Raw genomic sequence first — 22874 nt, 5'->3', positions numbered from 1 at the left:
AGCAGAGCCGGCCGCGCTCGTGGAGGCGCTGGTCCCCCGGCTCCGGAAGAGGCCCCTCCGCGTCGCCTGTGGAAACCGGAGAGATCGCCCGTGGGAAACCGAAGAGGACGGGACCCCTTGCGGGTCCCGTCCTCTCGGGGCAGGTGCGACCGGGTGCGGGTCAGACCGGGATCAGGGTCTCGTCCCGAGTCTCCGCGGCCAGCTGCCGGTTCAGCTTCTCGCCCTCGATGTCGAGGTCGGGCAGTGCCTTGTCGACGGGCTTGGGCAGCCACCAGGCGGCCCGGCCGAGCAGCGACATCACCGCCGGGACGAGCGCCATGCGGACGACGAAGGCGTCGATGACCACGCCGACGGCGAGGGCGAACCCGATGGACTTGATGATCGGGTCGTCCATCAGGACGAAGCCTCCGAACACGGACGTCATGATGAGCGCCGCGGCCGTGACGACGCGGGCGTTGTGGCCCATGCCGCTGACCATGGCCGCCTGCGGGTCGGCGCCGTGGACGAAGTCCTCGCGCATGCGGGAGACGAGGAAGACCTCGTAGTCCATGGCGAGGCCGAACAGGATGCCGATGAGCAGGATCGGCAGGAAGCTCACCAGCGGGCCGGGGGTGTCGACGCCCACCAGGCCGGCCAGGTGGCCCTCCTGGAAGATGGCGACGGTGACGCCGAAGGTCGCGCCCACGGTGAGCAGGAAGCCCAGGGCCGCCTTCAGCGGCACCAGGACCGACCGGAAGACCAGCATGAGCAGCAGGATGGACAGGCCCACCACCAGGAGCAGGTACAGCGGCAGGGCGTCGGCGAGCTTCTCCGAGACGTCGATGCCCAGGGCGGTCGCGCCGGTGAGGGCGATGTCGGCGCCCTCGATGCCCGCGACCCGGTCGCGGATGTCGTGGACGGCGTCCTCGGTGGCGACGGCGGTCGGGCCGGCCTCGGGGATGATGGCCAGCAGGGCGGTGGTGCCCTGCTCGTTGAGCTGCGGCGGGGCCACCGTCAGGATGCCGTCGGTTTCCTTGATGAGGGCGGTGGCCTTCTCGGCGGCCGCCCCGGTGGACTGCGCGTCCTCGCCGTTGACGACGGCGATGAGACGGCCGTTGAAGCCCTCGCCGAAGCCCTCGGACGTCAGGTCGTACGCCTCGCGTGCGGCGGAGCCCTCGGCGGCGGTGCCCGCGTCCGGCAGGGCGATGCGCATGTCCTGGGCCGGCAGGGTGAGCGCGCCCAGGCCGAGGATGCCGACGACGAGGAGCGGGACGCGCAGCTTGGTGACGAGCCTGCCCCAGGTGAAGCCGAAGCCCTCGGCGGCGGTGCCCTCCTCGGTGGGGGGTCCGTCGGCATGGCGCTGCTTGCGCGGGAGGACCTTCCGTCCGGCGAAGGAGAGGAAGGCCGGCAGCAGGGTGAGGGCGACCAGCACGGCGACGGCGACGGTGCCCGCCGCGGCGAGGCCCATCACGCTCAGGAAGGGGATGCCGACGACGGAGAGTCCGGCGAGGGCGATGACGACGGTGACACCGGCGAAGACGACGGCCGAGCCGGCGGTGCCGGTCGCGCGGCCGGCCGCCTCCTCGGGCTGGAGGCCTTCGGCGAGGTACTGGCGGTAGCGGGAGGTGATGAACAGCGAGTAGTCGATGCCGACGGCCAGGCCCAGCATCAGTGCCAGGACGGGGGCGGTGGAGGTCAGTTCGATGACGCTGGTGAGGGAGAAGAGGCCGGCCATGCCGACGGCGACTCCGATCAGCGCGTTCAGCAGGGTCATGCCCGCGGCGACCAGCGAACCGAAGGTGACGACCAGGACCACCGCCGCGACCAGGACGCCGAGCGCCTCGGTGGAGCCGATCTCCACCTCACCGCCCATGACCTCGCCGCCGTGCTCGACGCGCAGGCCCTCGGCGTCGGCGCCGACCTCCTCGTAGGCCGCCTTCTGCTCGTCGGGGACCTCGTCGGCCGGCTTGTCGAACTGCACCTGGATCAGGGCGTAGCGGCCGTCCTGGGAGACGGAGCCGACCTGGAACGGGTCCATGGCGGCGGTGACGCCGTCGATCCCGGAGGCCTCCTTCACCACGGGTGCCACCGCGGCGGGGTCCAGTTTCGTCCCTTCGGGCGCGGCGACGACGATGGTGCCGGTGGCTCCGCCGGCCTGCGGGAACTGCCGGTCGAGGTCGTCCAGCGCACGCTGGGACTCGGTTCCCGGCATGGAGAACTTGTCGCTGGTCGGGCCCATCAGGGTGGCGGCTCCGACTCCCAGCAGGGTCAGCAGGAGCAGCCAGACCGCGGCTATTCGGCCTCGTCTGCGGAAGGAGAACCGCCCGAGCCGGTACAGCAAGGTCGCCATGGAGGAGAGGTCTTTCCGTTAGGGGGTCAACTGGGGGTGTGGTCAAGCGTCCGCAGCGCACTGCGGATCATTTCGGTACGCAGCACCTCGTCCGGCGCCACCTCGTCGTGGGTGGCACTGGTGATGAAGACGGCGCCCACCACCATCCACGCCGCCACCCGGGCCGGTGCCTGCGGCGAGCGGCCCGCCAGCGCGTCCAGCAGCCCGTCCGCCAGCTCCACGACGTTGAGGTCCTGGTGGCAGGACATCTCGGCGACGTGTTCGAAGAGGAGCCTGACCTCGCCGCGGAACCGCAGCGTCAGGTCGACGTACCCGACGACGGTCTCCTCCACCAGCCGGCCGCCCTCCAGCCCGGCCACGCGGTCCAGCAGCGCGGCGAGGGCGTCCTGGGCGGGGGTCAGCAGCTCGGTGAGGATCTTTTCCTTGCCGGCGAAGTGGTAGAGGAGTGACGCCTTCGAGCAGCCCGCGTCGGAGGCGATGTCCTGCAGCGAGGTGCCGCGGAAGCCGTGCACGGCGAACAGCCGCAGTGCCGACTCGAGGATCTGGCCGCGCATGGCGGAGGCGGAACGTGCCATGCGCTCACCATAACTGTCCGATCGGTCAGTTCTGACCGATCGGACAGCATGTCGCTGTGACGTGTGTCATCCTTCCCGCGCCCGAAGGCTGCGCGGGGCGCGGGCGTGGTCCGCCGCGCGCCGGTCCGGGACGGGCCGCGCCCGGCCGACGTGCGGCCCGGGCGAAGCTCCGCGACCCTGGAGGTCAGGAGCAGTGCCCCGAGGAGCACCCATGGACCGGGAAACGCAGCGACGCCTCCCTCATGTCCGGGCGGCGGTCGGCCGGACTCGGCGCCGCCCTCGGGTGGGCCTCGGGGGCGACGCGGCCCGGAGGGGCAGGTCGGCGGCCTCCCGCCCGGCATCGCGGAGGATCCCGGCCGCCTCGCCCCCGGCGGAGCGGCGCGGCCGGTCCGGAATTCACCACAGTGCCGTGGCGCTCGCGTGCCCGGAAGGGAAGGAGGGGGACAGTGACCGTGCCAGGCATCGATTACGCCGCGCTGTTCGCCGCCACGCCCAGCCCCTACCTGGTACTGGATCCCGACCTGGTGATCGTCGAGGTCAATCAGGCCTATCTGGAGGCCACGCAGCGGACCAGGGACAACCTGATCGGACAGCTCGTCTTCGACGCGTTCCCGGACAACCCCGCCGATCCCGACGCGGACGGGGTGCGCAATCTTGGTGCGTCCCTGCACCGGGTGCTCACCTCCCGCACCCCGGACACCATGGCGCTCCAGAGGTACGACATCCCGGTCATGAGCCGGCCGGGGTCCTTCGAGGAGCGCTGGTGGTCCCCGATCAACACCCCGATCCTCGGCCCCGACGGGAACGTGCACTGGATCATCCACCGTGTGGAGGACGTGACCGCGTTCGTGCAGTCCCGCGCCGGCGGCACCGAAACACACCTGCTGTCAGTGCTCACCGAACGGGAGACCCTGGAGGCCGAGCTGTACGCCAGGGCGCGCGAGCTGCAACTGCTCAATGAGGAGCTCCGCCAGGCACACACCCGCGAACGCCAGGTGGCCGTCGCCCTGCAGGAGGCCATGCTCCAGGCACCCGACCTGGCCCGGCACGACAACGTGGCGGTCCGGTACCTGCCCGCGACCGGATCGCTGAACGTGTGCGGCGACTGGTACGACCTGGTCGACCTGCACGACGGCCGCTTCTCCGTGGCGGTCGGCGACGTCGTCGGGCACGGACTGGAGGCCGCCGCCGTCATGGGGATGCTCCGCAGCGCCCTGAGCGCCGCCGTCCGGGCCCTGGAACGACCCGCTCAGGCGCTGGAGGTACTGGGTCTGTACTCCCGCTCCGTCGAGGGCGCTCTCAACACGACCGTGGTCAAGGCGCTGGTGGATCCCACCAGCCGTCTGATCATCTACAGCAGCGCCGGCCACCCGCCCCCGATCCTGCTGAGCTCGGACGGCACCAGCACCCTGCTGGACCAGGCGACCGACCCGCCGCTCGCCGTCCGGCCCCAGCACGTGCCCCGGCCGCAGGCGAGTGCCACCTACTGCTCGGGCGACACGCTCGTCCTCTACACCGACGGCCTGATCGAACGCCGGTACGAGGACATCTACGCCGGTATCGACCGGCTGACCGAAGCCCTCGGGCAGTGCGGCGATCTGGCCCCGGAGCTACTGGCGGACAGTCTCCTCGCCCGTCTCGGACTGGCCGGCGGCGGCCGTGACGACATCGCCCTGGTCGTCGTACGTCTGTGACTGCCGCGCGGGGGGCGAGCACCCGGGGCGGCCATGGGGCGTAGTACCCTCTGCACGATGCCGAGGATGACGCCCACGCCCCGAGCGACCGCCGTACGACGGGCCGTCGCGGGGGACGCCAAGCGGCTCACGCGGCTGGTGCGCGGCTCACGCGCCTACGGGGGACCGTACGCGGCGATGGTCGCGGGCTACCGGGTCGGTCCCGACTACATCGAGTCCCACCGGGTCTTCGTGGCCGTCGACACCGGTGATCCCGCGGGCCGGGTGCTCGGCTTCTACTCCCTGGTCCTGGCGCCGCCGGAGCTGGACCTGCTCTTCGTCGCCGACGGGTCGCAGGGCCGCGGCATCGGGCGGCTGCTCGTCGAGCACATGAGGTCCCAGGCGCGTGCTGCGGGGCTGGACCGTGTCCGCGTCGTGTCGCATCCTCCGGCCGAGGGCTTCTACCGCAGTGTGGGCGCGCTGCTCACCGGCACCGTCTCCGCGAACCCGCCCGCGGTGGCGTGGGATCGTCCCGAGCTGGAGTTCCCGATCGCCTAGCCCCCCGGCGCGCCCGGCACCCTCACGTCAGCAAGTCACCGAACTCGGACGCCGTTTCGCCGTACCGGACGTTCCATCCCTCGACCACGGCCGCCTCCAGGACGCCCGTGTCCACGTCCTCCAGCAGACGCGGCGACGGCTCACCCGGCGAGTTCTCGTAGTTGAACGCGATGACGTCCAGGAACACCGGACGCTTCAGCCGTGTGCTGTCCAGCCTCAGCAGCAGCGACTGGGCGAGGGCCGGATAGGGGGTGAACTCGGGGTTGCGGAGCCAGTCGGTGAGGTCCGCCTCCGACACGCTGTGGTCGACGGCCCCTTCCTTCAGCGCGTCGATGAACGCGGTGGGCGATGCCTGCACCTGGAGGAGCCGGCTCAGCTCGCCGCGGCCGGTGGCGTCGAGGTCCGGCGGCTGGGCGATCAGCTTGAACGCCTGCCTCAGCCAGGCCTGTTCCGCCAGCCGGCGCGTCGCCGGATCGCTCCACGGCTCGGGCGACGGCCTGCGGAACGGCGCGGGCACACGCCAGTACCGCTCCGTGATCCGGCGCAGGCAGTCACCGAACCTCTCGACGTCCTCGGGGTGGATTCCCTCGGCCCACCCCTGGGCGGTGAACACGGCGGTGGCGGAAGCCGTCGTCCCGTCCCCGCCGACCGTGACCACCGCGGGCGCCTCGTAGCGCTCCCCGCCCCGGGAGGTGAGCGTGAGCTCGGACATGACCGGCTCGATCGAGTAGTCGAGCGTGAACGCGTTGCCGTCCACGGAGATGCCGACGTTGCCGCTCGGCGCGGCGAGCGGCACGCCGCCGACGGTCCAGGCGATCGTGGGCTGCGGGTCGACGGGCTCACCGCTGCCGCCGAAGCCGGAGGCGCGCAGACCGAGGCGGGCGGTCGTCGAGGTGGCGAAGGTGCCCCGGCGCACGGTGTCGCCGCACGGCGTCGTGGTCTCCCGGACCTCGCCGACGGGTCCGACCACGTCGTCGGTCTGGAGTCCCCGGACGATCTCGACCGCCTTCGCCGCGCCCGCCGTGACCGACAGGTCCACCCACTGCCGCCCGGGATCGACGGCCACGGTGCGCACGACGAGCGGTGTCGTCGCGACGGCGACATCGGTGTCCGGCGACGCCGTGGGCACCGATCCCCGGTACCAGGCGCGCGGCCCCTTGCCTGCGATGCCGACGACCGAGTGGACGACCACTCCCTCCCGCGAGAGGCTCGGCCCCAGGGGGTCCATGCCGGCGTCCCAGCCCTCCGGGACGCGGTACTCGACGTAGACCCGGCCCACCCCGTCGGCCGGTTCGCCGGGAGGACGCAGCACGAGCAGGCACCTGCCGTTCGGCGCGGACGCCGGCACGATGCGCGCGGTGAACGGTGCGCCGGGCTGGGGGAAGGGCGCCTCGATCACCCGGCCGGTCAGCGCGTCCGGCATGAACAGGTGCAGGTTGGCGCGCGAGAGGTGGGGCCCCATGGCGAACGCCCCGGGGTTGGGCCAGCCGGCGACCGGCGGTCCGGTGAAGGTGGGCAGGCCGGAGTAGAACGGCCCCGGGCCGAGGAAGCGGCCGGCGAAGGTGGCCGACGACATGAGGTCGTAGGGGGAACCGTACTCCTGGCCGACGACGACGGTGGCGTCGGCCGGATCCCAGTCGGTGCCGTTGTTGTCGAGCCCGAAGGTGTGGTCCAGGCCGAGGACATGGCCGACCTCGTGGCACATGAAGGTGAGGTCGCTGGACATCACCGGCAGCACGGCGACCGGCAGCCCGTCGACCGAGGTCGCGCCGCCGTCGAAGCCCTGGGTGATCGTGGCGGGCTGGCCGGGCTGCCCCGCCTGGGGATTCGGGACGGCCCGCTGTCCCGGGTGGGTGATGACGATCAGACCGTTGAGGCCGGGCCACTCCGGGGGGTCGGGGAACCGGGCACGCAGCGCGTCGACGGCGGCGCGGGCCTGGGCGGCCCGGGAGGTGTCGGCCCCGAGCGTCATGTCGACCCACGGGAACATCGACGAGTCGACGAAGTCGAGGTGACCGAGGCTGGTGTCCTCCCAGAACCGCAGCAGGGCGTGGTCGCCGGTCATGAGCGTGGTGATGCAGGCGGGGTCGGGGATGACGGGCACGGTGGTGTCGTGCCGGACCCGGATGATGCCGAGACGGACGGACTTGGCCATGATTTCGGCTCCTTGTCGGAACGGCCGACGCGCCCGCATCCGGTGGAAGTCCGACACCGTGCCCGTCTCCCAATTTACCGAGTGGTCCCGCGCCTCGCAGCCGCTCGGCCCGTACGACGGGTTTCTGCGGCACGGCCGGCACGAGGGCATAGGGCTGTTGATCCGGGGCACCTGAAGATCTGCTCGGCGCTGCCCGGTGGGGCCGGACGCCGTGAGTGAAGCCACTGTGTCGCGGTGCGGTCGACCGGCCCGCGAGATGGCCTTGAGGGGAGAGGTATCACCATGATCCTTCCGGCGGAGAAGGAACTGCGCGCTGTACTGGCCCGTTTCGCCCAGGCGCGCATCGAGCACGACGTGCGCCCCACGGGCCGTACCAGGCGGGATCTCGAGGACTCGTCCTACACGCTGTGCGTGATGACCGGAGCCCGCACCGTCGAGCAGGCTCTGCGCACGGCCGACGCGCTGCTCGAGCAGTACGGCGCCGGCCGTGTGAACCTCTCCCAGGAGGACGAGACACTCGCCGCGTGACGCACGCTCTTCCGAAACCGGGCCGGCGCCCTGGTGACGGCCCACCGCGGTGGGTTCGTCACCGCGGCGCCGGCCCGGTTTCGGGAGAGCTGCCGCGCCGGCCGTACCAGTCCAGTATCAGGACCGTGGCGTCGTCCTTGAGGTTGCCGTGGCAGGCGTCGAGCACCGCGGCGGTCAGGCTTCGGACGGCTTCTCTCGGATGCAGCGTGCCGGTGTCGTGGACGAGCGCCCGCAGGTCGACGGCGGCGGCGCCGCGGTCCTGCATGCCGTCGGTGAGCAGGATCAGGCGGTCCCCGGGTCTCAGTTGGAGTTCCTGGAGTCGGTAGGGGCTCGGTGCCACCACGCCGAAGGGCAGGTTGACCGCCAGTTCGACCTCTTCGACGGTGCCGTCGCGCAACCGCATCGGCCGGGGATGGCCTGCGTTGACCAGTTCGCAGAGCCCGGTTTCGAGGTCCACGCACAGCAGTTGCCCGGTGGCCAGACCCCGGCTGTGGCTCAGCAGGGCCTGGTGGGCGTGGTTGGCCTGTGCCAGGGCGTCACAGCCGCTGCGGCGTGCGCGTCGCAGTGCGCCGACCAGCAGGGTGGCCAGCAGTGCCGAGTTGGTGTCGTGGCCCATGGCGTCGGTGACGGACAGGTGCAGGGTGTCGCGGTCGAGGGTGTAGTCGTAGGTGTCGCCGCCGATGTCGTCGGCCGGGATCAGCCCGCCCGCGAGGGTGAACTGGGCGGCCTCGCAGCACGGCGCCGAGGGAAGCAGCTGGTGCTGGATCTCCGCGGCCAGGCTGGTCTCGGTGGTGCGCCGGCCCAGATGGTAGAGGTCGGTGAAACGCCGGTCCGTGACGATGATGTAGGCCAGCGCGTGGGCCGCGTCGCGGACCTGCCGGAGCACGGTGTCGTCGGCGGACTGCAGGGTCAGCTCCAGCAGGCCGATGCAGTCGCCCCGGTTGGAGACCGGTGTGATGACGCGCCGTCCGCCCTGGCCGTCGGCTTCCACGTGCTGGCGCTGGCTCTGCAGCACGCGGTCGTAGACGCTGTTCTGAAGGGCGATCGGATCGTCGAGGTCGGCGGCTTCCCCTCCTGTCGCGGTGAGCCGTACCAGGCGCTGGCCGACGAGGTCGACGAACAGGAAGGACACCCCCTCCGCACCGAGCCGCTTGCGCAGATCGCGTGACACGACGTCGACCGACTCACCGGGCGGTGCCCCCTCCGCGGCGGCCAGCAACTCGCCCAGTTCCACATCTCCACCCTTCACAGCAACCTCCCGTCGGCTGCCGCAGCGTTTTCCCCGAGATCCCGCGATCTCACCCGAAACGCCCGTCCTTCCTGGTCGGGGCCTCGGGCCGGCGGTGAGGCACACAGGCGAACGCCGTGGTGCGGCACATGGCCCAATGGGAGGCGGCCGGGTGTGCACGCGCCGCCACCGGGGAACCTGTTCGCCCGGGTCGGGCCCTGCGAGAGGACCACATGTGACAGCGTCGGTGTCAGGAGCGGGCGACCGGGACCCCGGTGCCCGGGAGGACGAGTACGAGCCGGACCCGCACCGGTGGCGGGCCCTGTGGGTCACCCTGGTGGCCGGCTTCATGAGTCTGCTGGACGTCACGATCGTGGCGGTCGCGCTGCCCACCGTCCAGAACGACCTGCACGCCTCCGCCGCACAGGTCCAGTGGGTGGTCTCCGGCTACGCCCTCACCTTCGCCCTCGCCCTGGTCACCGCGGGCCGGCTCGGCGACGCCCTGGACCGCCGTCGCATCTTCCTGCTCGCCCTCTGCGGCTTCGTGCTCTTCAGCGCCGCCTGCGGTGCCGCCCCGAACATCACCCTGCTAGTGGTGGCCCGCCTCGCCCAGGGGCTGGCTGCGGGCTTCATGGCACCCCAGAACTCCGCGTTCATCCAGCAGTTGTTCCGCGGCGCCGAACGCGGGCGCGCCTTCGGCTACTTCGGTGCGACGGTCGGCATCTCCTCGGCCTCCGGCCCTCTCGTCGGCGGCACGATCCTCGCGCTGGCCGAGACCCAGAACGGCTGGCGCTGGATCTTCTACGTCAACATTCCCATCGGGATCCTCGCCGTCCTGCTCGCTCACCGCCTGCTGCCCCGCACACGACGTTCGGCGAAGGGGCAGGTGGACGTGCTCGGCGTGCTGCTCCTCGGGCTCGGCGTCTTCGCACTCATGTATCCGCTGGTCCAGGCGGAGGCCGGCGGACTGGCCCGCCTGTGGTGGATGTTCTTCGTCGGCCTCGCGGTCCTCACCGTCTTCGTCCGCCGGCAGCGGCGTCTCGTCGCCCGTGGGGCCAGGCCGCTGCTGGATCCGCGGCTGTTCACCACGGTGCGCGGCTACGCCGTCGGCGCCGGCGTCGGCACGCTCTACTTCATCGGTTTCAGCGGCGTCTGGCTCGTCTTCGCCCTCTACTACCAGCACGGCCTCCACTTCTCGCCCCTGCGTTCCGGCCTCGCCGTCACCCCGTTCGCCCTGGGCTCGGCGGGCGCGGCCGTCGTGGCGGGCCGGCTGGTGGACCGGCTGGGCCGTCTGCTCACCGTGTGCGGGCTCGCGGGGGTGATCGCCGGTCTGGGCGGGACCGCTCTGCTGCTGCGCTTCGCGCCGCCGGACACCGCTCCCTGGATCGCCGCCCCGGTGTTGTTCATCGGCGGCGTCGGCGGAGGCTTCGTGGTCTCCCCCAACATCACCATGACCCTCCGGGACGTACCCGTCCGGATGGCGGGCGCGGCCGGCGGGGCCCTGCAGACCGGGCAGCGGCTCGGCGCCGCGGTGGGTACTGCGGCGCTGCCGGGCCTCTTCTATCTGGTGCTCGACCAGAACGACGACTATCAGAGTGCCGTGGTGATCGCGCTGAGCGTCGCCCTCGTCATGATGCTGACGTCGCTCGCCCTGGCCGCGTACGACTGGCGGCGCGACCGTCGGACGCGCGAGCCGCACAAGAAGTGTCCCGAAGAGGTCGCGAACAGCCCCGTGCACGCCCGGCAGTGCTGAGCGGATGAGTATTTCCTGCCACTGTTCCCGCTGCGCCGATGCGAGCGCCGTCGGCTGAATCTTTCACCCAACTCGGGGCGAACAAATCAAGCGACCGTCCCGTGGGGGAATTCCGGCAATCTCGGGTTCACCTGGTTTTCATCCGTACTTCGATGGTGAATGACCAGAAGGGTCATGGTCAGGAATCTGTTCGGTGAGTCAAGATCGCCACGTTGGTACGACTCGCAGGACGGAAGGTTCTCTCCCATGCACAAGAAGTCTTGGGCCGCGTTCGCGACGGGTGCCCTGGCGGTCGCGACCCTGGCGGTGGGGTCGCCCTCCGCGAACGCGGTGGATGTCTACTCGAGCCTGGTGAACTACAAGAGCGGACGGTGCCTTTCACTGGAGGGCGGCGGCGGCACGGCCAACGGGACCAACGCCATCATCTGGAGCTGCAACGGCGGGTACGAGCAGTATTGGTTCCACGCCACCCCTTCGGGCGAGATCCGGAACCTCAAGAGCGGAAAATGCCTTTCTCTCGCGAGTGGCGGCGGTACCGCGAACGGAACCGAAGTGATCCTGTGGACGTGCAACGGCGCCGCCGAGCAGAGGTGGGACTACTCGGGCGCCCACCAGTGGTACAACACGAAGGCCGGCAAGTGCATGTCGACGGCGGGCGGCGGCGGCACCGCGAACGGCACCAAGGTGATCATCTACAACTGCCTGGGCTCGGACGAGCAGCACTGGGACTACGCGGGCTGACAGACGCACCACTCCCCCGACCGGCATCGGCGGGCGCTTGTCGTGCTGAGCAGCCTCGGCATGCTGTTCGGAGCGGCTCGGCCGGCGTCCGCGGAAACACCGGCCGAGCGGCCCTGCGTCGTCGACGGGTCGTCCGCCATGCCCGACTGGACGTGGGCCGGCGCGACCACCGTGGAGCGGCAGCTGACCATGGACGGCGACGCGGACGACCGTGCCGAGCCGCTGATGACATCCCTTCAGCCGCCGGTCGACCCTGCCGTGTACGCGGACGGCGAGCCCGGAGAGGCGCTGTTGCGCCCGGTGGGACCACTGGGGCACCTGGGGCCGCTCGGTCCCTGGGGGCCGCTCGGCCGGTACGGGCCCCTCGGAGAGGCGAGCGCGTACTGGGAAACGCAACTCGACCACCTGCGTCACCACCCGTACTTCGCGTCGCTGCTCGACACCTGGGGCATCGTCGCCCGGCCGGTCCTGGACGAGTCCGGACCGCTCGGTCCCACCGGTCCGGTCGGCCAGGAGGCCTACTGCGAAGATCTGCCCGCGATCAGCGGAGTCTCCGGGCAGCTCCAGGCCGGCGGTGTGTACGTGGGCGGACTCCTCGATCCGGCCGACGGCCGGTACTTCGAGCGGGGAAGGCCGGTCACCAGGGTCGAGGGCGCGGCGCCCTGGGGCGGTGGACAGCGGCGCATGTACGAACTCGTCGAGATGTATCCCGGCGGCCGTGCCCGCGCCGCCGATGTCGCCCTCGACACCTCGTTCATGGCCACCGACGCCACGACGCCCGGCCTGCCGAACGACTACGCCATGACGTCGGCCGAGGATCAGTTCGTCACGGTCACGGTGGTACCGGACCGGGGCTTCGCCGACTTCTCCTGCATGTTCAACGTCCACGGCTTCCACCCGTGCGGCGTCTACCCGGCCCTGGGGGTCCTCCCGAACGGGGCCGCGGTCGACACCGAGGACGTCCTGATCCGCAACGTCTTCCACCTGCCCACGAGTTGGAAGCCGGCGCCGGAGATCACCGACCGCTACACGGTGGAACTCCTCGACGGCGCCGACGAGGTGGTGGCGGAGTCGAGGGCGAGCAGGTATGTCAATTGGCTTCAGATCAAGGTGCCCGCCGGTTCGAATGTGACGGCGCGCGTCACCCTGGACTCGACATGGGACGCGGGGCGGACGACGGCGCGATATCACGTTGTCGTGACGGGATCCACGGACTGGGTCGGTTCCGTCGCATTCTCGGGGGCGCACCAGGCGGGCCCTGGCGAGAGGGAATGATTTCGGCCGCCATTCCGGGCACGAATGAGTATTCGGCGGTTATGGAGTGGCGTCGCCCTGGGTGCGGTCGCGCTCGGTCTCGCCGCGGCGCCGGCGACAGCCGCGCCACTGGCTCCGAGCGCGGTGGGTGATATGTGCGGCGCGGGTTACGCATACGTCCACGCGGAGCCCCACACGGTTGTGCGTGTGACGGCGCCCGCGGTCTGACCGTGGAACCGGGCGGGCTCCGGGCAGCACTCCGCACCCTCGTCGGGTTCGTCCACCTGACGTGCGGCGTGCCGGAGCCCGCCCACTGGTGAAAGTTTTCGGCAAGTGGCGGCCGAACTCTTGAAACTAACTTCCAACCAAGGAAGGCTTCCGTCCGCTTGGCATCCATGACGTCGAGAGGGCGCCGTATGACCACCCCCGTGCACGACCCGGTCGAGGGAACCGCCGCACCGCGCCGGCCGCTCAGGGCGCTGGTGGCCGGCTCGGTGGGCAACTTCATCGAATGGTACGAGTTCGGCGTCTACGGATACTTCGCCACCATCATCGCCGCCAACTTCTTCACACCCGACGGCGGAAGCGATGTCGAGGCGCTGGTCAAGACGTACGCGTCCTTCGCGCTCGCCTTCTTCTTCCGTCCGGTCGGCGCGGCCGTCTTCGGCCGCCTGGGCGACCGGATGGGGCGCCGTCCCACGCTGATCGTCGTCATCCTGCTGATGACCGGTGCCACGACCTTGATCGGTCTGCTTCCGACGTACGCCACTCTGGGCGCGGCGGCACCCTGGCTGCTCACACTGCTGCGCGTGGTCCAGGGTCTGTCCGCGGGAGGCGAGTTCGGCGGCGCCGTCTCCATCATGACCGAGTTCGCCCCGCCCGGCAGGCGCGGGCTGTACGGGGCATGGCAGTCCTTCACCGTGGCGCTCGGACTGCTCGCCGGAGCGGGCATGGCCGCGCTGCTGGCCACCGTGCTGACCGGGCCGGAGCTCGACGACTGGGGCTGGCGGCTGCCGTTCCTGCTGACCCTGCCCCTGGGGCTCGCCGCCCTGTGGCTGCGGCTGAAGCTGGAGGAGACCCCGTCCTTCCGGCGGACGCGGACCGGGCCCCCGGAGAAGGAGGGCCGCCCGCCGGCGGTGACGCCGCCACCCGCCCCCGCACGTGAGGTGGCCAAGGCCATCGTCCTCGGCGCCGGACGGCTCATGGGATGGTCGGCGGCCGGCTACACCTTCCTCGTCGTCATGCCGTCCTACCTCCAGAGCACGCTCAACGCCTCGTTCCAACAGGCCCTGGTCGCCACAGTCCTCGCCAACCTGGGCTTCGCGGCCTCCATCCTCCCGGCGGGCGCGCTGAGCGACCGGATCGGCCGGCGTGCGGTGATGGTGACCGGCGCGGTCCTCGTGGCCGTCCTGGCGTTCCCCCTGATGCATCTGCTGCAGGACGCCGGCTCCTCGACGGCCTCCAAGAGCCTCGCGGTGTTCGTCGCCGGTGCCGCCGTCGGGCTGATGGCGGGGCCCGGGCCCGCCATGCTCTCGGAGATGTTCCCCACCAGCGTCCGCTACACCGGACTCGGTCTGGCGTACGCGCTGTCCAACGCCGTCTTCTCCGGATGCGCCGGCCTGATCATCACCGAGGCGATCAAGCGGACCGGCAACATCGACATCCCCGCCCACTACGTGGTCGTGACCTGTGCCGTCAGCACGCTCGCCCTGCTCACCCTGCGCGGCGACGACCACCGTCGCGCGTTGCGCGACTGACCGCCGTACGGACCGTGGAAGAGGTGTGAGGATGCGGATGCGGGTCATCGGGCTGATGTCGGGCACGTCACACGACGCGGTCGACGCCGCCGCGGCCGACCTGGTCCTCGAAGGGGACAGCCTGCTGCTGACGCCCCTGGGCATGGTGAGCGCCCCCTATCCGGAGAAGCTGCGGTCCGCGCTGACGGCGGCGCTGCCGCCGGCGTCGACCACGATGAGGGACGTGTGCCGGCTCGACACCCGCATCGGCCAGGCGTTCGCCGCGCTGGCCACCCGGGCCGACCGGGAACTCTGCGACGGGCGCGCCGATCTGATCGTCTCCCACGGCCAGACCGTCTACCACTGGGTCGAGCAGGGCCGGGTGCACGGCACCCTGCAGATCGGCTCGCCCTCCTGGATCGCCGAGGCCACCGGCCGCCCGGTCGTCTCCGACCTGCGTACGCGCGATGTCGCCGCGGGCGGCCAGGGCGCGCCCCTGGTGAGCGTCGTCGACGTGATGTGGCTGCGCGGGCGGCCCGGTGTGCCCGCCGCCCTCAACCTCGGAGGGATCGCCAACCTGACGGTGGCCGGCGCGGCCGGTGATCCGGTCGCCTTCGACACCAGCCCCGCCAACGCCCTCGTCGACGCGGCGGCGCACGCCCTCACCGACGGCCGGCTGGAGTACGACCGGGACGGAGCGCTCGCCGCACGGGGCAGGGTCGACACCGCTCTGCTGCGGGCACTCCTCGACGAGCCGTACTACGCGGAGCCGCCGCCGAAGACGACCGGCAAGGAGCTGTTCCACTGGCCCTACCTGCACACCTTCCTGACCGGCCGTGACCGGCTGCCGGTCGAGGACGTGGTCGCCACCGTCACCCACCTCACCGCCCGCACCGTCGCCGACGCGGTCCGCGCGGCCGGGGCGACCGAGGTCATCGCCTCGGGCGGCGGAACCCGCAACCCCACGCTGATGTCCATGCTGCGCACCGCACTGCACGGCATCCCGCTGCGGACCTCCGACGACCTCGGGCTGCCGTCAGAGGCCAAGGAGGCCTACGCCTTCGCCGTCCTCGGATACCTGACCGCGCACGGGCTGGCCGGCACGGTCCCGGCCTGCACCGGCGCCCGCCGCCCCAGCGTCCTGGGCTCGATCACGCCCGGCAGCGGGGGGCTGCGCCTGCCGGAGCCCGCCGCCACCGCTCCCGTGCGCCTGCGCACGGTACCCGCCTGAGATCCCCTTTCCGGGAAGTCACCGCCGTCGGCCCGGCCCTCCCCACGCCGACCGCGAGGTCGTTGACGCGCCCCACCGTATGCCGACTCGATGCCGTCGTGGAGCGGCCGGTCCGTCCGCGAAACCAAACCTAGACAGGTGTCAAATTCTTGGTTAGGTTGACCGGACTTCACCGCCGGCAGGCAGGACTTTCCCTGAAGCGGCGGGTCACACCTCAACGACGAGGGGATCGACCATGGAACTCGACGGCAGGATCGCGGTCGTCACAGGTGCGGCTTCGGGCATGGGCCTGGCCGCCGTGAAAGCCCTGGCGGGAGCCGGCGCAACGGTCTACGGCATGGATCTGCGGCAGGAGGACCTCGACCGCGAGTTCGCCGGTCTTGAGCGGGTCCGGGGCCACGCCGCGGACGTCTCCGACTCCGCCGCGGTGAACCGCGTCTTCGACCGGGTCCGGGAGGACCACGGCCGCCTGCACGTCCTCGTGAACGCCGCAGGCGTCGCCACACCGAACAGGGCGAAGCAGGCGTGGGTGGACGGCATCAACCACAGAATGACCGAGTCGTTCAAGAGCGGCGAGCCCTACCACCCCGAGTTCCTGGACGGCATCTCCGACGAGGACTTCGACCGCGTCGTCGCGATCAACCTCAACGGCACCTTCTACACGATCCGTGCCGCCGTACCGCTGATGAAGCAGAGCGGCAGCGGCTCGGTCATCAACTTCGCCTCGGTCGCGGGGCTCATCGGACTGCCGATGCCCGCCTACTACCCGGCCTCCAAGGCCGCGGTCGTGGGCCTCACCAAGGCGGTGGCGGCGGAGCTCGCCCCCTTCGGCGTCCGGGTCAACGCGCTGGCCCCGGCCGGCATCAGGACGGCCATGCTCACGGCGTCCGGCGACGACCACGTGCAGGCACTGCTCTCCCTCCAGCCGCTGAAGCGCCTCGCCGAGCCCGACGAGATCGGCCGCACGGTCCTCTTCCTCGCCTCCGACGCGGCGGGCCACTACACCGGTCAGACGCTGGCGCCCTCCGGCGGCGCCCTCATGCTCTGACCCCCTTCGACCATCTGACGGAGAACATCCAGTGCAGCACACCGAGGCCCCGAAGCCCACGGTCGTCCTCACCGAGACACCCGGCGTCGAGCGCCGCTTCCTCGAGGTCCTGGACGACACCATCCGCGCGGACATCGAGAGCGGGGCGTACCACGGGGCGAACGTCATCGTGGCCCGTCACGGCGAGATCGCACTGCGCGGCAGCTACGGAGTGGCCGACGTCGACACCGGCCGCCCGACCCGGCGCGACGACGTCTACCGCATCCTGTCCATGTCCAAGGGCTTCACCAACGCCCTGGTCCTCCGCGCCCTCAGCGAGGGCAGGCTGATGCTGTCGACCCGCGTCGTCGACCTCGTCCCCGAGTTCTTCGGCACCGAGCCGTTCCGCGCGGCGCGCAAGGACCGGATCAACCTCGCCCACCTGCTCACCCATCGCGCCGGCATGCCCGCGACGCCCAACCCGGGTCTGGGCCCGGAGGGTTTCGCCGTGCTCGCCGACGTCATCGAGGCGCTGGCCGGCGTCGACGTCGTGCACGAGCCGGGCACGAACCTGAACTACTCGGCGGCCATCAACCACGCGCTGATGGGCGAGATGGCCCGCCGCGCCTACGGTGCCGACTCGTTCCGGGAGCTCATGCGGGAGAAGGTCTTCGGCCCCGCCGGCATGACGCACACCAGGTTCGGGATGCCGGCCGAATGGCGTGACCGGGGCGTACCGCTGAAGGTCATCGTCGCCAACGACTCCTGGCTCAAGCCCGAGGACATCGAGTGCCTCAACGGGGTGATCGACCGCGAGGACGCCGAGATGCCCTGGGTCGGCGCGGTGTCCACCATCGACGACGTCTTCGCCTTCACCGAACTGCTGCGCAACAAGGGGCGCACCGCCTCCGGGGAGCAGCTCATCGGCGAGTCGGTGCTGGACTTCGCCACCACCAACCAGACCGGCGAACAGATCAACGACCTCTACGGCATGGTCGCCGCCGCCCGCAAGTGGGACCTTCCCCCGGGCAACATGGGCCTGGGCATGGCCCTCGCCGGCACGGGGACGCACGCCCGCTTCTTCGGGCCGTTCGTCTCGCCGCGCACCTTCGGCTCCTACGGCGCCGGTTCGTCCCTGCTGTGGGTGGATCCGGTCTCGGGCATGTCCTTCTGTTTCCTCTCCTCCGGAGTGATGGACGAGGGCGACAACGTCGCCCGCTTCCAGAAGCTCTCCTCGATCGCCGCCTCCGCGGCCGTCACCTCCGTCCGGCCCGCGAAGGGAGCAGGTTCGTGAAGTCACCTCAGGACGAGGCCCGTTCCGTGGGCCGCTGCCCCGTCGCCCACGGTTTCGACGCGATGGGTGACGACTACTACCGGGACCCTGCCGGTCATCTGGCCACGGTCCGGGACACCTCGCCGGTGTTCTGGTATCCGCACCTGAACGCCTGGATCGTCACCCGCCGGGAGGACTGCCTCACCGTCCTGTCGGACTGGCAGACGTACTCGTCGGCCGCCAACTCGGCCGCCGACGTGCCGGCGAAGCACCGGGAGGTCTACCCGCCGGACCTCGTGGCGAAGATGATCGTGGGGCAGGACCCGCCCGGGCACACCGAGACGCGTTCCGTGGCCCAGCGCGGCTTCGTCAAGGAGCGCATGGACCGGCTGCAGCCCGAGATCGAGGCCAGGGCGCACCGCATCATCGACCGGTTCGAGAACAACGGCTCCGCGAACCTGCTCGAGGAGTACTCGCTGGAGCTGACCACCCAGACCATCATGGCGCTGCTGGGCCTCGGCTACGAACACGAGGCGATGATGCGGCAGTTGCGCGACGACCTGTTCGCCGTGCTGTCGTCCGCGCACGAGCCGCTGCCCGAGCCGGCGCGCTCCGAGGTGTGGGACCGCTTCGTCGAGGCCAACCTGAAGCTGCGTGCCATCGTCGAGGAGCGGCGCGACTCCGAGGCCGACGACATCATCTCCGTGATGGCGTCGGCGCGGGCGAAGGACGGCTCGTACGCGCTGCCCACGCCCCAGATCGCCCTCCACGTCTCCGAGTTCGCCGCGGCCGGCACGGACACCACAGCCCAGGCCATGACCAACGCGGTGCTGTTCCTGGCCCGGAACCCGGGGGCGCTCGAGGACGCGCTCGCCGAACCGGAGCTCTGGCCCCGGGTCTTCGAGGAGACGGTGCGGCGGCGCCCGTCCTCGACCTTCACCTCGCGCCGGGCGACGCGCGACGTGGAACTGTCCGGTGTGCGCATCCCGGCCGGTGACATGGTCTGGGTCGCGCTGGCCTCGGCCAACACCGATCCCGGACACGTCGAGCGGCCCTTCGAGTTCGACATCCACCGTCCCGATCCCACCGACCACCTGGCCTTCACCGCCGGACGGCACACCTGTCTGGGCAACCCCCTGGCCCGGGTCCAGGGCGCCACGGGACTGCGGGTGCTTTTCGAACGGCTGCCGTCACTGCGCCCGGACGACACCGACGCGCTCGACTTCCTGCGCATGGCCCTGCTCCCGGTGCGCCGCTCGCTGCGGGTGCGCTGGGACGTCGCGGACGTCGAACGGTCCCGCACGCGGACCGTGCGTACGCTCAACCTCGAAGTGACGGAGCGGACCGAGGCGTCCGACGGCGTCGTCGCGCTGACCCTGAGCCATCCGGACGGCGGGGAACTGCCGCCGTGGAAGGCCGGGGCCCACATCGACGTCCATGTGCCGGGCGGCGACGGTGAAGTGCGGGTACGCCAGTACTCGCTCTGCTCCGACCCGGAGGACCGCACCTCCTACCGTGTCGGCGTGCTGCGGGAGCAGGACGGCCGGGGCGGTTCGGCGGCCGTGCACGACACGCTGACGGCCGGGTCCCGGGTCACCGTGTCCTGGCCGCGCAACAACTTCCGGCTGCTGCCCTCGCCCCGCTATCTGTTCATCGCGGGCGGCATCGGTGTCACGCCGGTCCTGCCCATGATCCGGGAGGCGGAGCGGGCCGGCGCCGAGTGGGAACTCGTCTACGGTGGGCGCACACAGACGTCGATGGCCTTCCGTGACGAACTGGTTGTGCACGGCGGGCGCGTGACCGTGGTCCCGCAGGACGAGCTCGGGCTGATCGACCTGCCCGGACTGCTCGGCGAGGTGCGCGAGGGGACGCTCGTCTACGCGTGCGGGCCCGAGCCGCTGCTGCGGGCCGTGGAGGAGAACACCGCCCACTGGCCGAAGAACTCGCTGCGCCTGGAGCGGTTCGCTCCGAAGCCGGTGGTGCGGACCGTCCCCGACACGCCGTTCGAGGTGGAGTTCGCCGGGTCCGGGACGGTCGTCGAGGTCGGCGCGGACGAGACGATCCTGGAGGCCGCGGAGAAGGCCGGGCTCCCGGTGGTCTCCTCGTGCAAGACCGGGACGTGCGGCACCTGTGAGACGCCCATCGTCTCCGGCCGGGCCGACCACCGGGACTCCATCCTCACCCCGTCCGAGCAGGAGGCCGACAGAACCATGCTGATCTGTGTGTCCCGGGCCGCGGCCGGCTGCCCCCGCCTGGTGCTGGGCGGCTGACCCCGGACCGTTCCCCCGCTCCCCCATTCCGTCGGGAAGCCCGTTCGCCGGGTTTCCCGACGGAGTCACGCGTCCGGTCAGTCGTCGAACAACCGGGACCACTGCCGGGCGAGCGAGGTGAGGATCTGCTCCTCCCGCTCCTTGTGGCCGCGGATGTACAGGAAGTAGAAGTTGCGTTCCAGGCTCATCATCAGCGTGGTCATGTGGACTTCGCGTTCCACCCGGCGGTCCTCCGGCGCGTCGTCCAGGTGGCGCGAGGCGTGGGCCGACGAGACGCGCCGGATCAGGCCCAGCCATTCCTCGAGTACGTCCGGGTCGATGGCCATGGCCTGGTTGACGGCCTCGAACTCGGTGGCGTACCGCAGCCACATCTCCCTGGCCGTGCCCAGCCATTCCCGCAGGGCCTCGGGGGTCCGCCTCGGCATCCCGTCCAGTGCGACGTAGAGCTCGGCCACCTCGGCCTCGATCTCCGCCATGCGGGCCCTGATGATCTGGGACTTGCTGTTGAAGTACAGGTACAGATTGGCCCGGCTGCTGCCGGCCGCGGCCGCGATCTGGGCCATGGACGTGCGTTCGTAGCCCTGTTCCTTGAAGAGGCGCAGGGCCTCGTCGACGAATCGCTGACGGGTGGCGACGCTCTTGGACGTTCGGTTCGCTGCCATGCGGGTCCCCTGGCTCACAAGGAGAAGCGGTGGGTCACGGGACACTCCTGGGCGGTCGGCGCGGCGGTACGGCACTGCCGGTGCAGTCTAGTGCCGAGGGGGTGCGCGCCGGTCCCGGCCGTCTGCGGCCGCAAGCATCCCGGGCGGTGGGCGGCCGGGCGGGCGGCCTACGCCTCGCCGGGCGATGCTCAGCAAGGGGCGCATCCCTCGCTGACGTACGGTCCCCGCACGCTCCGGAGGGCCGACCGCGTGGGACGATGCCGGCCATGTCAGGTCAGGTCTGGGTGTCACTCATATCGCTGGGCGGCGTCGTCCTCGGCGGCTCGTTGTCCTACCTCGTCCAGCACAGGACGCAGCTCTCGGCGGAGCGGGCCGAACAGCGACGGCAGCGGATCTCCCTGTCGGAGGCCCGGCGAGCGGAGCGGCTGACGCTGCTGGAGCGGTTCGTCGAGGTGGCGGCGGAGGCCGAACGATCCGCCTTCAGCCGCCCTTCCGAGTGGGACGACACCCACGACTGGTTCCTCACCACCCGGGACGTCATGAACAGGCTCTGGGTCGCGGAGCGGCTCATCCGCATCCAGTTCCCCCTGCCCGTGCACGACGCGGCGCGCGCGTACTTCCTCGACCTCAACCGGACGGTGTGGGAAGGCCTGCCCGACGGCGAGAGCGTGCGGGACTACCTGGAGGACAACCGGCTCGCGTTTCTGGACGCGGCCCGGGCGGTGATGGAGTAGCGCGCCGTGGACCGCGGGGCCCCCGGCGAGTCGGTCAGGCAAGGCGCAGGTCGATCCAGGGAATGGTGTCTCCGGGCAGCAGATACCGCTCGGTCTCGGTGAACCCGTGCTCGCGCGCGAACCGCAAGCCGTCCTCGTTCGAGGAAAGGACCACTGTTTCGATCACCTTGGCGCCCGACTCCCGCGCCCGTCGGAGCCCGCGCGCGTAGAGCTCCTCGCCGAACCCCTGCCCACGGTGGGGAGCGAGCACGCGGGCGATCACGGTGGCCGTCAGCGTGTCGTCCGAGGGAGGGCGGACCGTACTGCAGCCGACGAGGACGTCGTCGAGGTACGCCACCTCCAGGTGGTTGCGCCGTGCGCGCTCCCGTACATCGTCCAGGGACAGCAGATGCGTGGGGATGATCTCGTTGTGGACGTGCTGCCAGTCCCTGAGCGAGGCGTCGTCGTCCGGCTGCCGGAAGTGAAGATCAGACATCGCAGCAGGAGACCCGAACACGCCACGGGCGTCAACTCGTTTGTGCCGGGCGGACGAGTCGTTCCTCTAGGACGGCGACAGTCCTAGTGGGTGCCTAGCGTCGCTGTCACCGGCCGACACCGACGGAAGGACCACGATGCCCGAGCAGACCAGCACCGCGCCGGAGGGCTACACCACCGTTGCTCCTTGGGTCGTCACCGACGACACGGGAGCCTTGTTCGACTTCGTCACCCGGGCGTTCGGCGGTGAGGAACTGGCGCGGGTGCGGACCGAGGACGGCTCGGTCGGGCACGGTGAGATCCGGATCGGCGACACCGTCGTGCTGGCCTTCGACCGACGCGCCGACTGGCCCCGCATGCCGAGTCTGCTGCGTGTGTTCGTCGCCGACGCGGACGAGGCGTTCGCGGAAGCCCTCGCGGCCGGCGGCCAGGTCGTCACCGCCCTGGCGGACAACGCCTTCGGACAGCGCGGAGGACGGATCAAGGACCCCTTCGGCAACATCTGGTGGGTCCTCAGCCACGTCGAGGACGTCGCCGAGGAGGTGATGTGGCAGCGCCTGCGGGAGCCCGTGTACGCCGAGGGGATGCGCGTGGCGCAGGAAACACTCGACGCCGAACTCAGCGGCCGGCGCCAGGGACGCAGCAGCGCACCCGTCAGGACGGCTGACTGACC

The 22874-nt window shown here is 71.0% G+C and carries 19 protein-coding genes; 13 read left to right on the top strand and 6 right to left on the bottom strand.

All coding sequences use genetic code 11. The features are described 5' to 3' along the window. Positions 1-160: 160 nt before the first annotated feature. Positions 161-2329, bottom strand: coding sequence for an MMPL family transporter (locus CNQ36_RS33770; protein ID WP_121549508.1), 2169 nt, complete (start codon positions 2327-2329; stop codon positions 161-163). A 26-nt stretch (positions 2330-2355) separates the two neighbouring features. Then, a complete protein-coding gene (locus CNQ36_RS33765) occupies positions 2356-2904 on the bottom strand; it encodes a TetR/AcrR family transcriptional regulator (protein ID WP_004921215.1) in 549 nt (182 codons plus the stop codon). A 446-nt stretch (positions 2905-3350) separates the two neighbouring features. Between CNQ36_RS33765 and CNQ36_RS33760 the strand changes: the two genes are divergently transcribed. Next, complete coding sequence (locus CNQ36_RS33760; RefSeq protein WP_121549507.1) at positions 3351-4598, top strand: PP2C family protein-serine/threonine phosphatase; 1248 nt, start codon at positions 3351-3353, stop codon at positions 4596-4598. 57 nt (positions 4599-4655) lie between these two features. Beyond that, positions 4656-5135 (top strand): GNAT family N-acetyltransferase, encoded by a 480-nt coding sequence (locus CNQ36_RS33755; protein WP_004921220.1) that lies wholly within the window; start codon positions 4656-4658, stop codon positions 5133-5135. 22 nt (positions 5136-5157) lie between these two features. On the opposite strand, the gene CNQ36_RS33750 is transcribed toward CNQ36_RS33755, so the two are convergent. Then, on the bottom strand, positions 5158-7290 hold the full coding sequence (locus tag CNQ36_RS33750) for a hypothetical protein (protein WP_121549505.1): 2133 nt from the start codon (positions 7288-7290) through the stop codon (positions 5158-5160). Between the two features lie 282 nt (positions 7291-7572). On the opposite strand from CNQ36_RS33750, the gene CNQ36_RS33745 reads away from it, so the two are divergent. Beyond that, complete coding sequence (locus tag CNQ36_RS33745; protein ID WP_121549504.1) at positions 7573-7818, top strand: DUF5133 domain-containing protein; 246 nt, start codon at positions 7573-7575, stop codon at positions 7816-7818. Between the two features lie 58 nt (positions 7819-7876). On the opposite strand, the gene CNQ36_RS33740 is transcribed toward CNQ36_RS33745, so the two are convergent. After that, positions 7877-9067, bottom strand: coding sequence for a PP2C family protein-serine/threonine phosphatase (locus tag CNQ36_RS33740; RefSeq protein WP_121549503.1), 1191 nt, complete (start codon positions 9065-9067; stop codon positions 7877-7879). A gap of 214 nt (positions 9068-9281) precedes the next feature. Between CNQ36_RS33740 and CNQ36_RS33735 the strand changes: the two genes are divergently transcribed. The 8 genes from CNQ36_RS33735 to CNQ36_RS33700 all read left to right on the top strand — a co-directional run bounded on the left by CNQ36_RS33735 (position 9282) and on the right by CNQ36_RS33700 (position 20331). Then, complete coding sequence (locus CNQ36_RS33735) at positions 9282-10799, top strand: MFS transporter (RefSeq protein WP_121549502.1); 1518 nt, start codon at positions 9282-9284, stop codon at positions 10797-10799. Positions 10800-11045: 246 nt separating this feature from the next. Continuing rightward, positions 11046-11540, top strand: coding sequence for an RICIN domain-containing protein (locus CNQ36_RS33730; protein ID WP_050782295.1), 495 nt, complete (start codon positions 11046-11048; stop codon positions 11538-11540). A gap of 42 nt (positions 11541-11582) precedes the next feature. Beyond that, positions 11583-12815, top strand: a complete 1233-nt coding sequence (locus CNQ36_RS33725) for a hypothetical protein (RefSeq protein WP_163013469.1) — start codon at positions 11583-11585, stop codon at positions 12813-12815. Between the two features lie 395 nt (positions 12816-13210). Beyond that, complete coding sequence (locus tag CNQ36_RS33720) at positions 13211-14551, top strand: MFS transporter (protein WP_040905234.1); 1341 nt, start codon at positions 13211-13213, stop codon at positions 14549-14551. Between the two features lie 37 nt (positions 14552-14588). Next, positions 14589-15761 (top strand): anhydro-N-acetylmuramic acid kinase, encoded by a 1173-nt coding sequence (locus CNQ36_RS33715; protein ID WP_121549668.1) that lies wholly within the window; start codon positions 14589-14591, stop codon positions 15759-15761. A gap of 235 nt (positions 15762-15996) precedes the next feature. Next, complete coding sequence (locus CNQ36_RS33710; RefSeq protein WP_121549500.1) at positions 15997-16809, top strand: SDR family NAD(P)-dependent oxidoreductase; 813 nt, start codon at positions 15997-15999, stop codon at positions 16807-16809. Between the two features lie 31 nt (positions 16810-16840). Then, on the top strand, positions 16841-18082 hold the full coding sequence (locus CNQ36_RS33705) for a serine hydrolase domain-containing protein (protein ID WP_121549499.1): 1242 nt from the start codon (positions 16841-16843) through the stop codon (positions 18080-18082). 62 nt (positions 18083-18144) lie between these two features. Continuing rightward, positions 18145-20331, top strand: coding sequence for a cytochrome P450 (locus CNQ36_RS33700; protein WP_240659577.1), 2187 nt, complete (start codon positions 18145-18147; stop codon positions 20329-20331). 77 nt (positions 20332-20408) lie between these two features. On the opposite strand, the gene CNQ36_RS33695 is transcribed toward CNQ36_RS33700, so the two are convergent. Beyond that, the gene (locus CNQ36_RS33695; protein ID WP_121549666.1) at positions 20409-20993 is read right to left on the bottom strand and encodes a TetR/AcrR family transcriptional regulator; all 585 of its coding nucleotides are present in this window, start codon (positions 20991-20993) and stop codon (positions 20409-20411) included. A 257-nt stretch (positions 20994-21250) separates the two neighbouring features. On the opposite strand from CNQ36_RS33695, the gene CNQ36_RS33690 reads away from it, so the two are divergent. Continuing rightward, positions 21251-21727 (top strand): hypothetical protein, encoded by a 477-nt coding sequence (locus tag CNQ36_RS33690; protein WP_121549498.1) that lies wholly within the window; start codon positions 21251-21253, stop codon positions 21725-21727. A gap of 34 nt (positions 21728-21761) precedes the next feature. Here the strand turns inward: CNQ36_RS33690 and CNQ36_RS33685 are convergent, their stop codons facing one another. Continuing rightward, positions 21762-22202: a GNAT family N-acetyltransferase gene (locus tag CNQ36_RS33685; protein ID WP_121549497.1), complete on the bottom strand. Its 441-nt coding sequence runs from the start codon at positions 22200-22202 to the stop codon at positions 21762-21764. 136 nt (positions 22203-22338) lie between these two features. On the opposite strand from CNQ36_RS33685, the gene CNQ36_RS33680 reads away from it, so the two are divergent. Further along, positions 22339-22872, top strand: coding sequence for a VOC family protein (locus CNQ36_RS33680; protein ID WP_121549496.1), 534 nt, complete (start codon positions 22339-22341; stop codon positions 22870-22872). Positions 22873-22874: the final 2 nt, after the last annotated feature.

This window comes from Streptomyces fungicidicus, assembly GCF_003665435.1.
Taxonomy (GTDB): Bacteria; Actinomycetota; Actinomycetes; order Streptomycetales; family Streptomycetaceae; genus Streptomyces; species Streptomyces fungicidicus.
The sequence above is the reverse complement of the archived record's forward strand: the minus strand, read 5'-3'. Positions and strand labels throughout refer to the sequence as shown.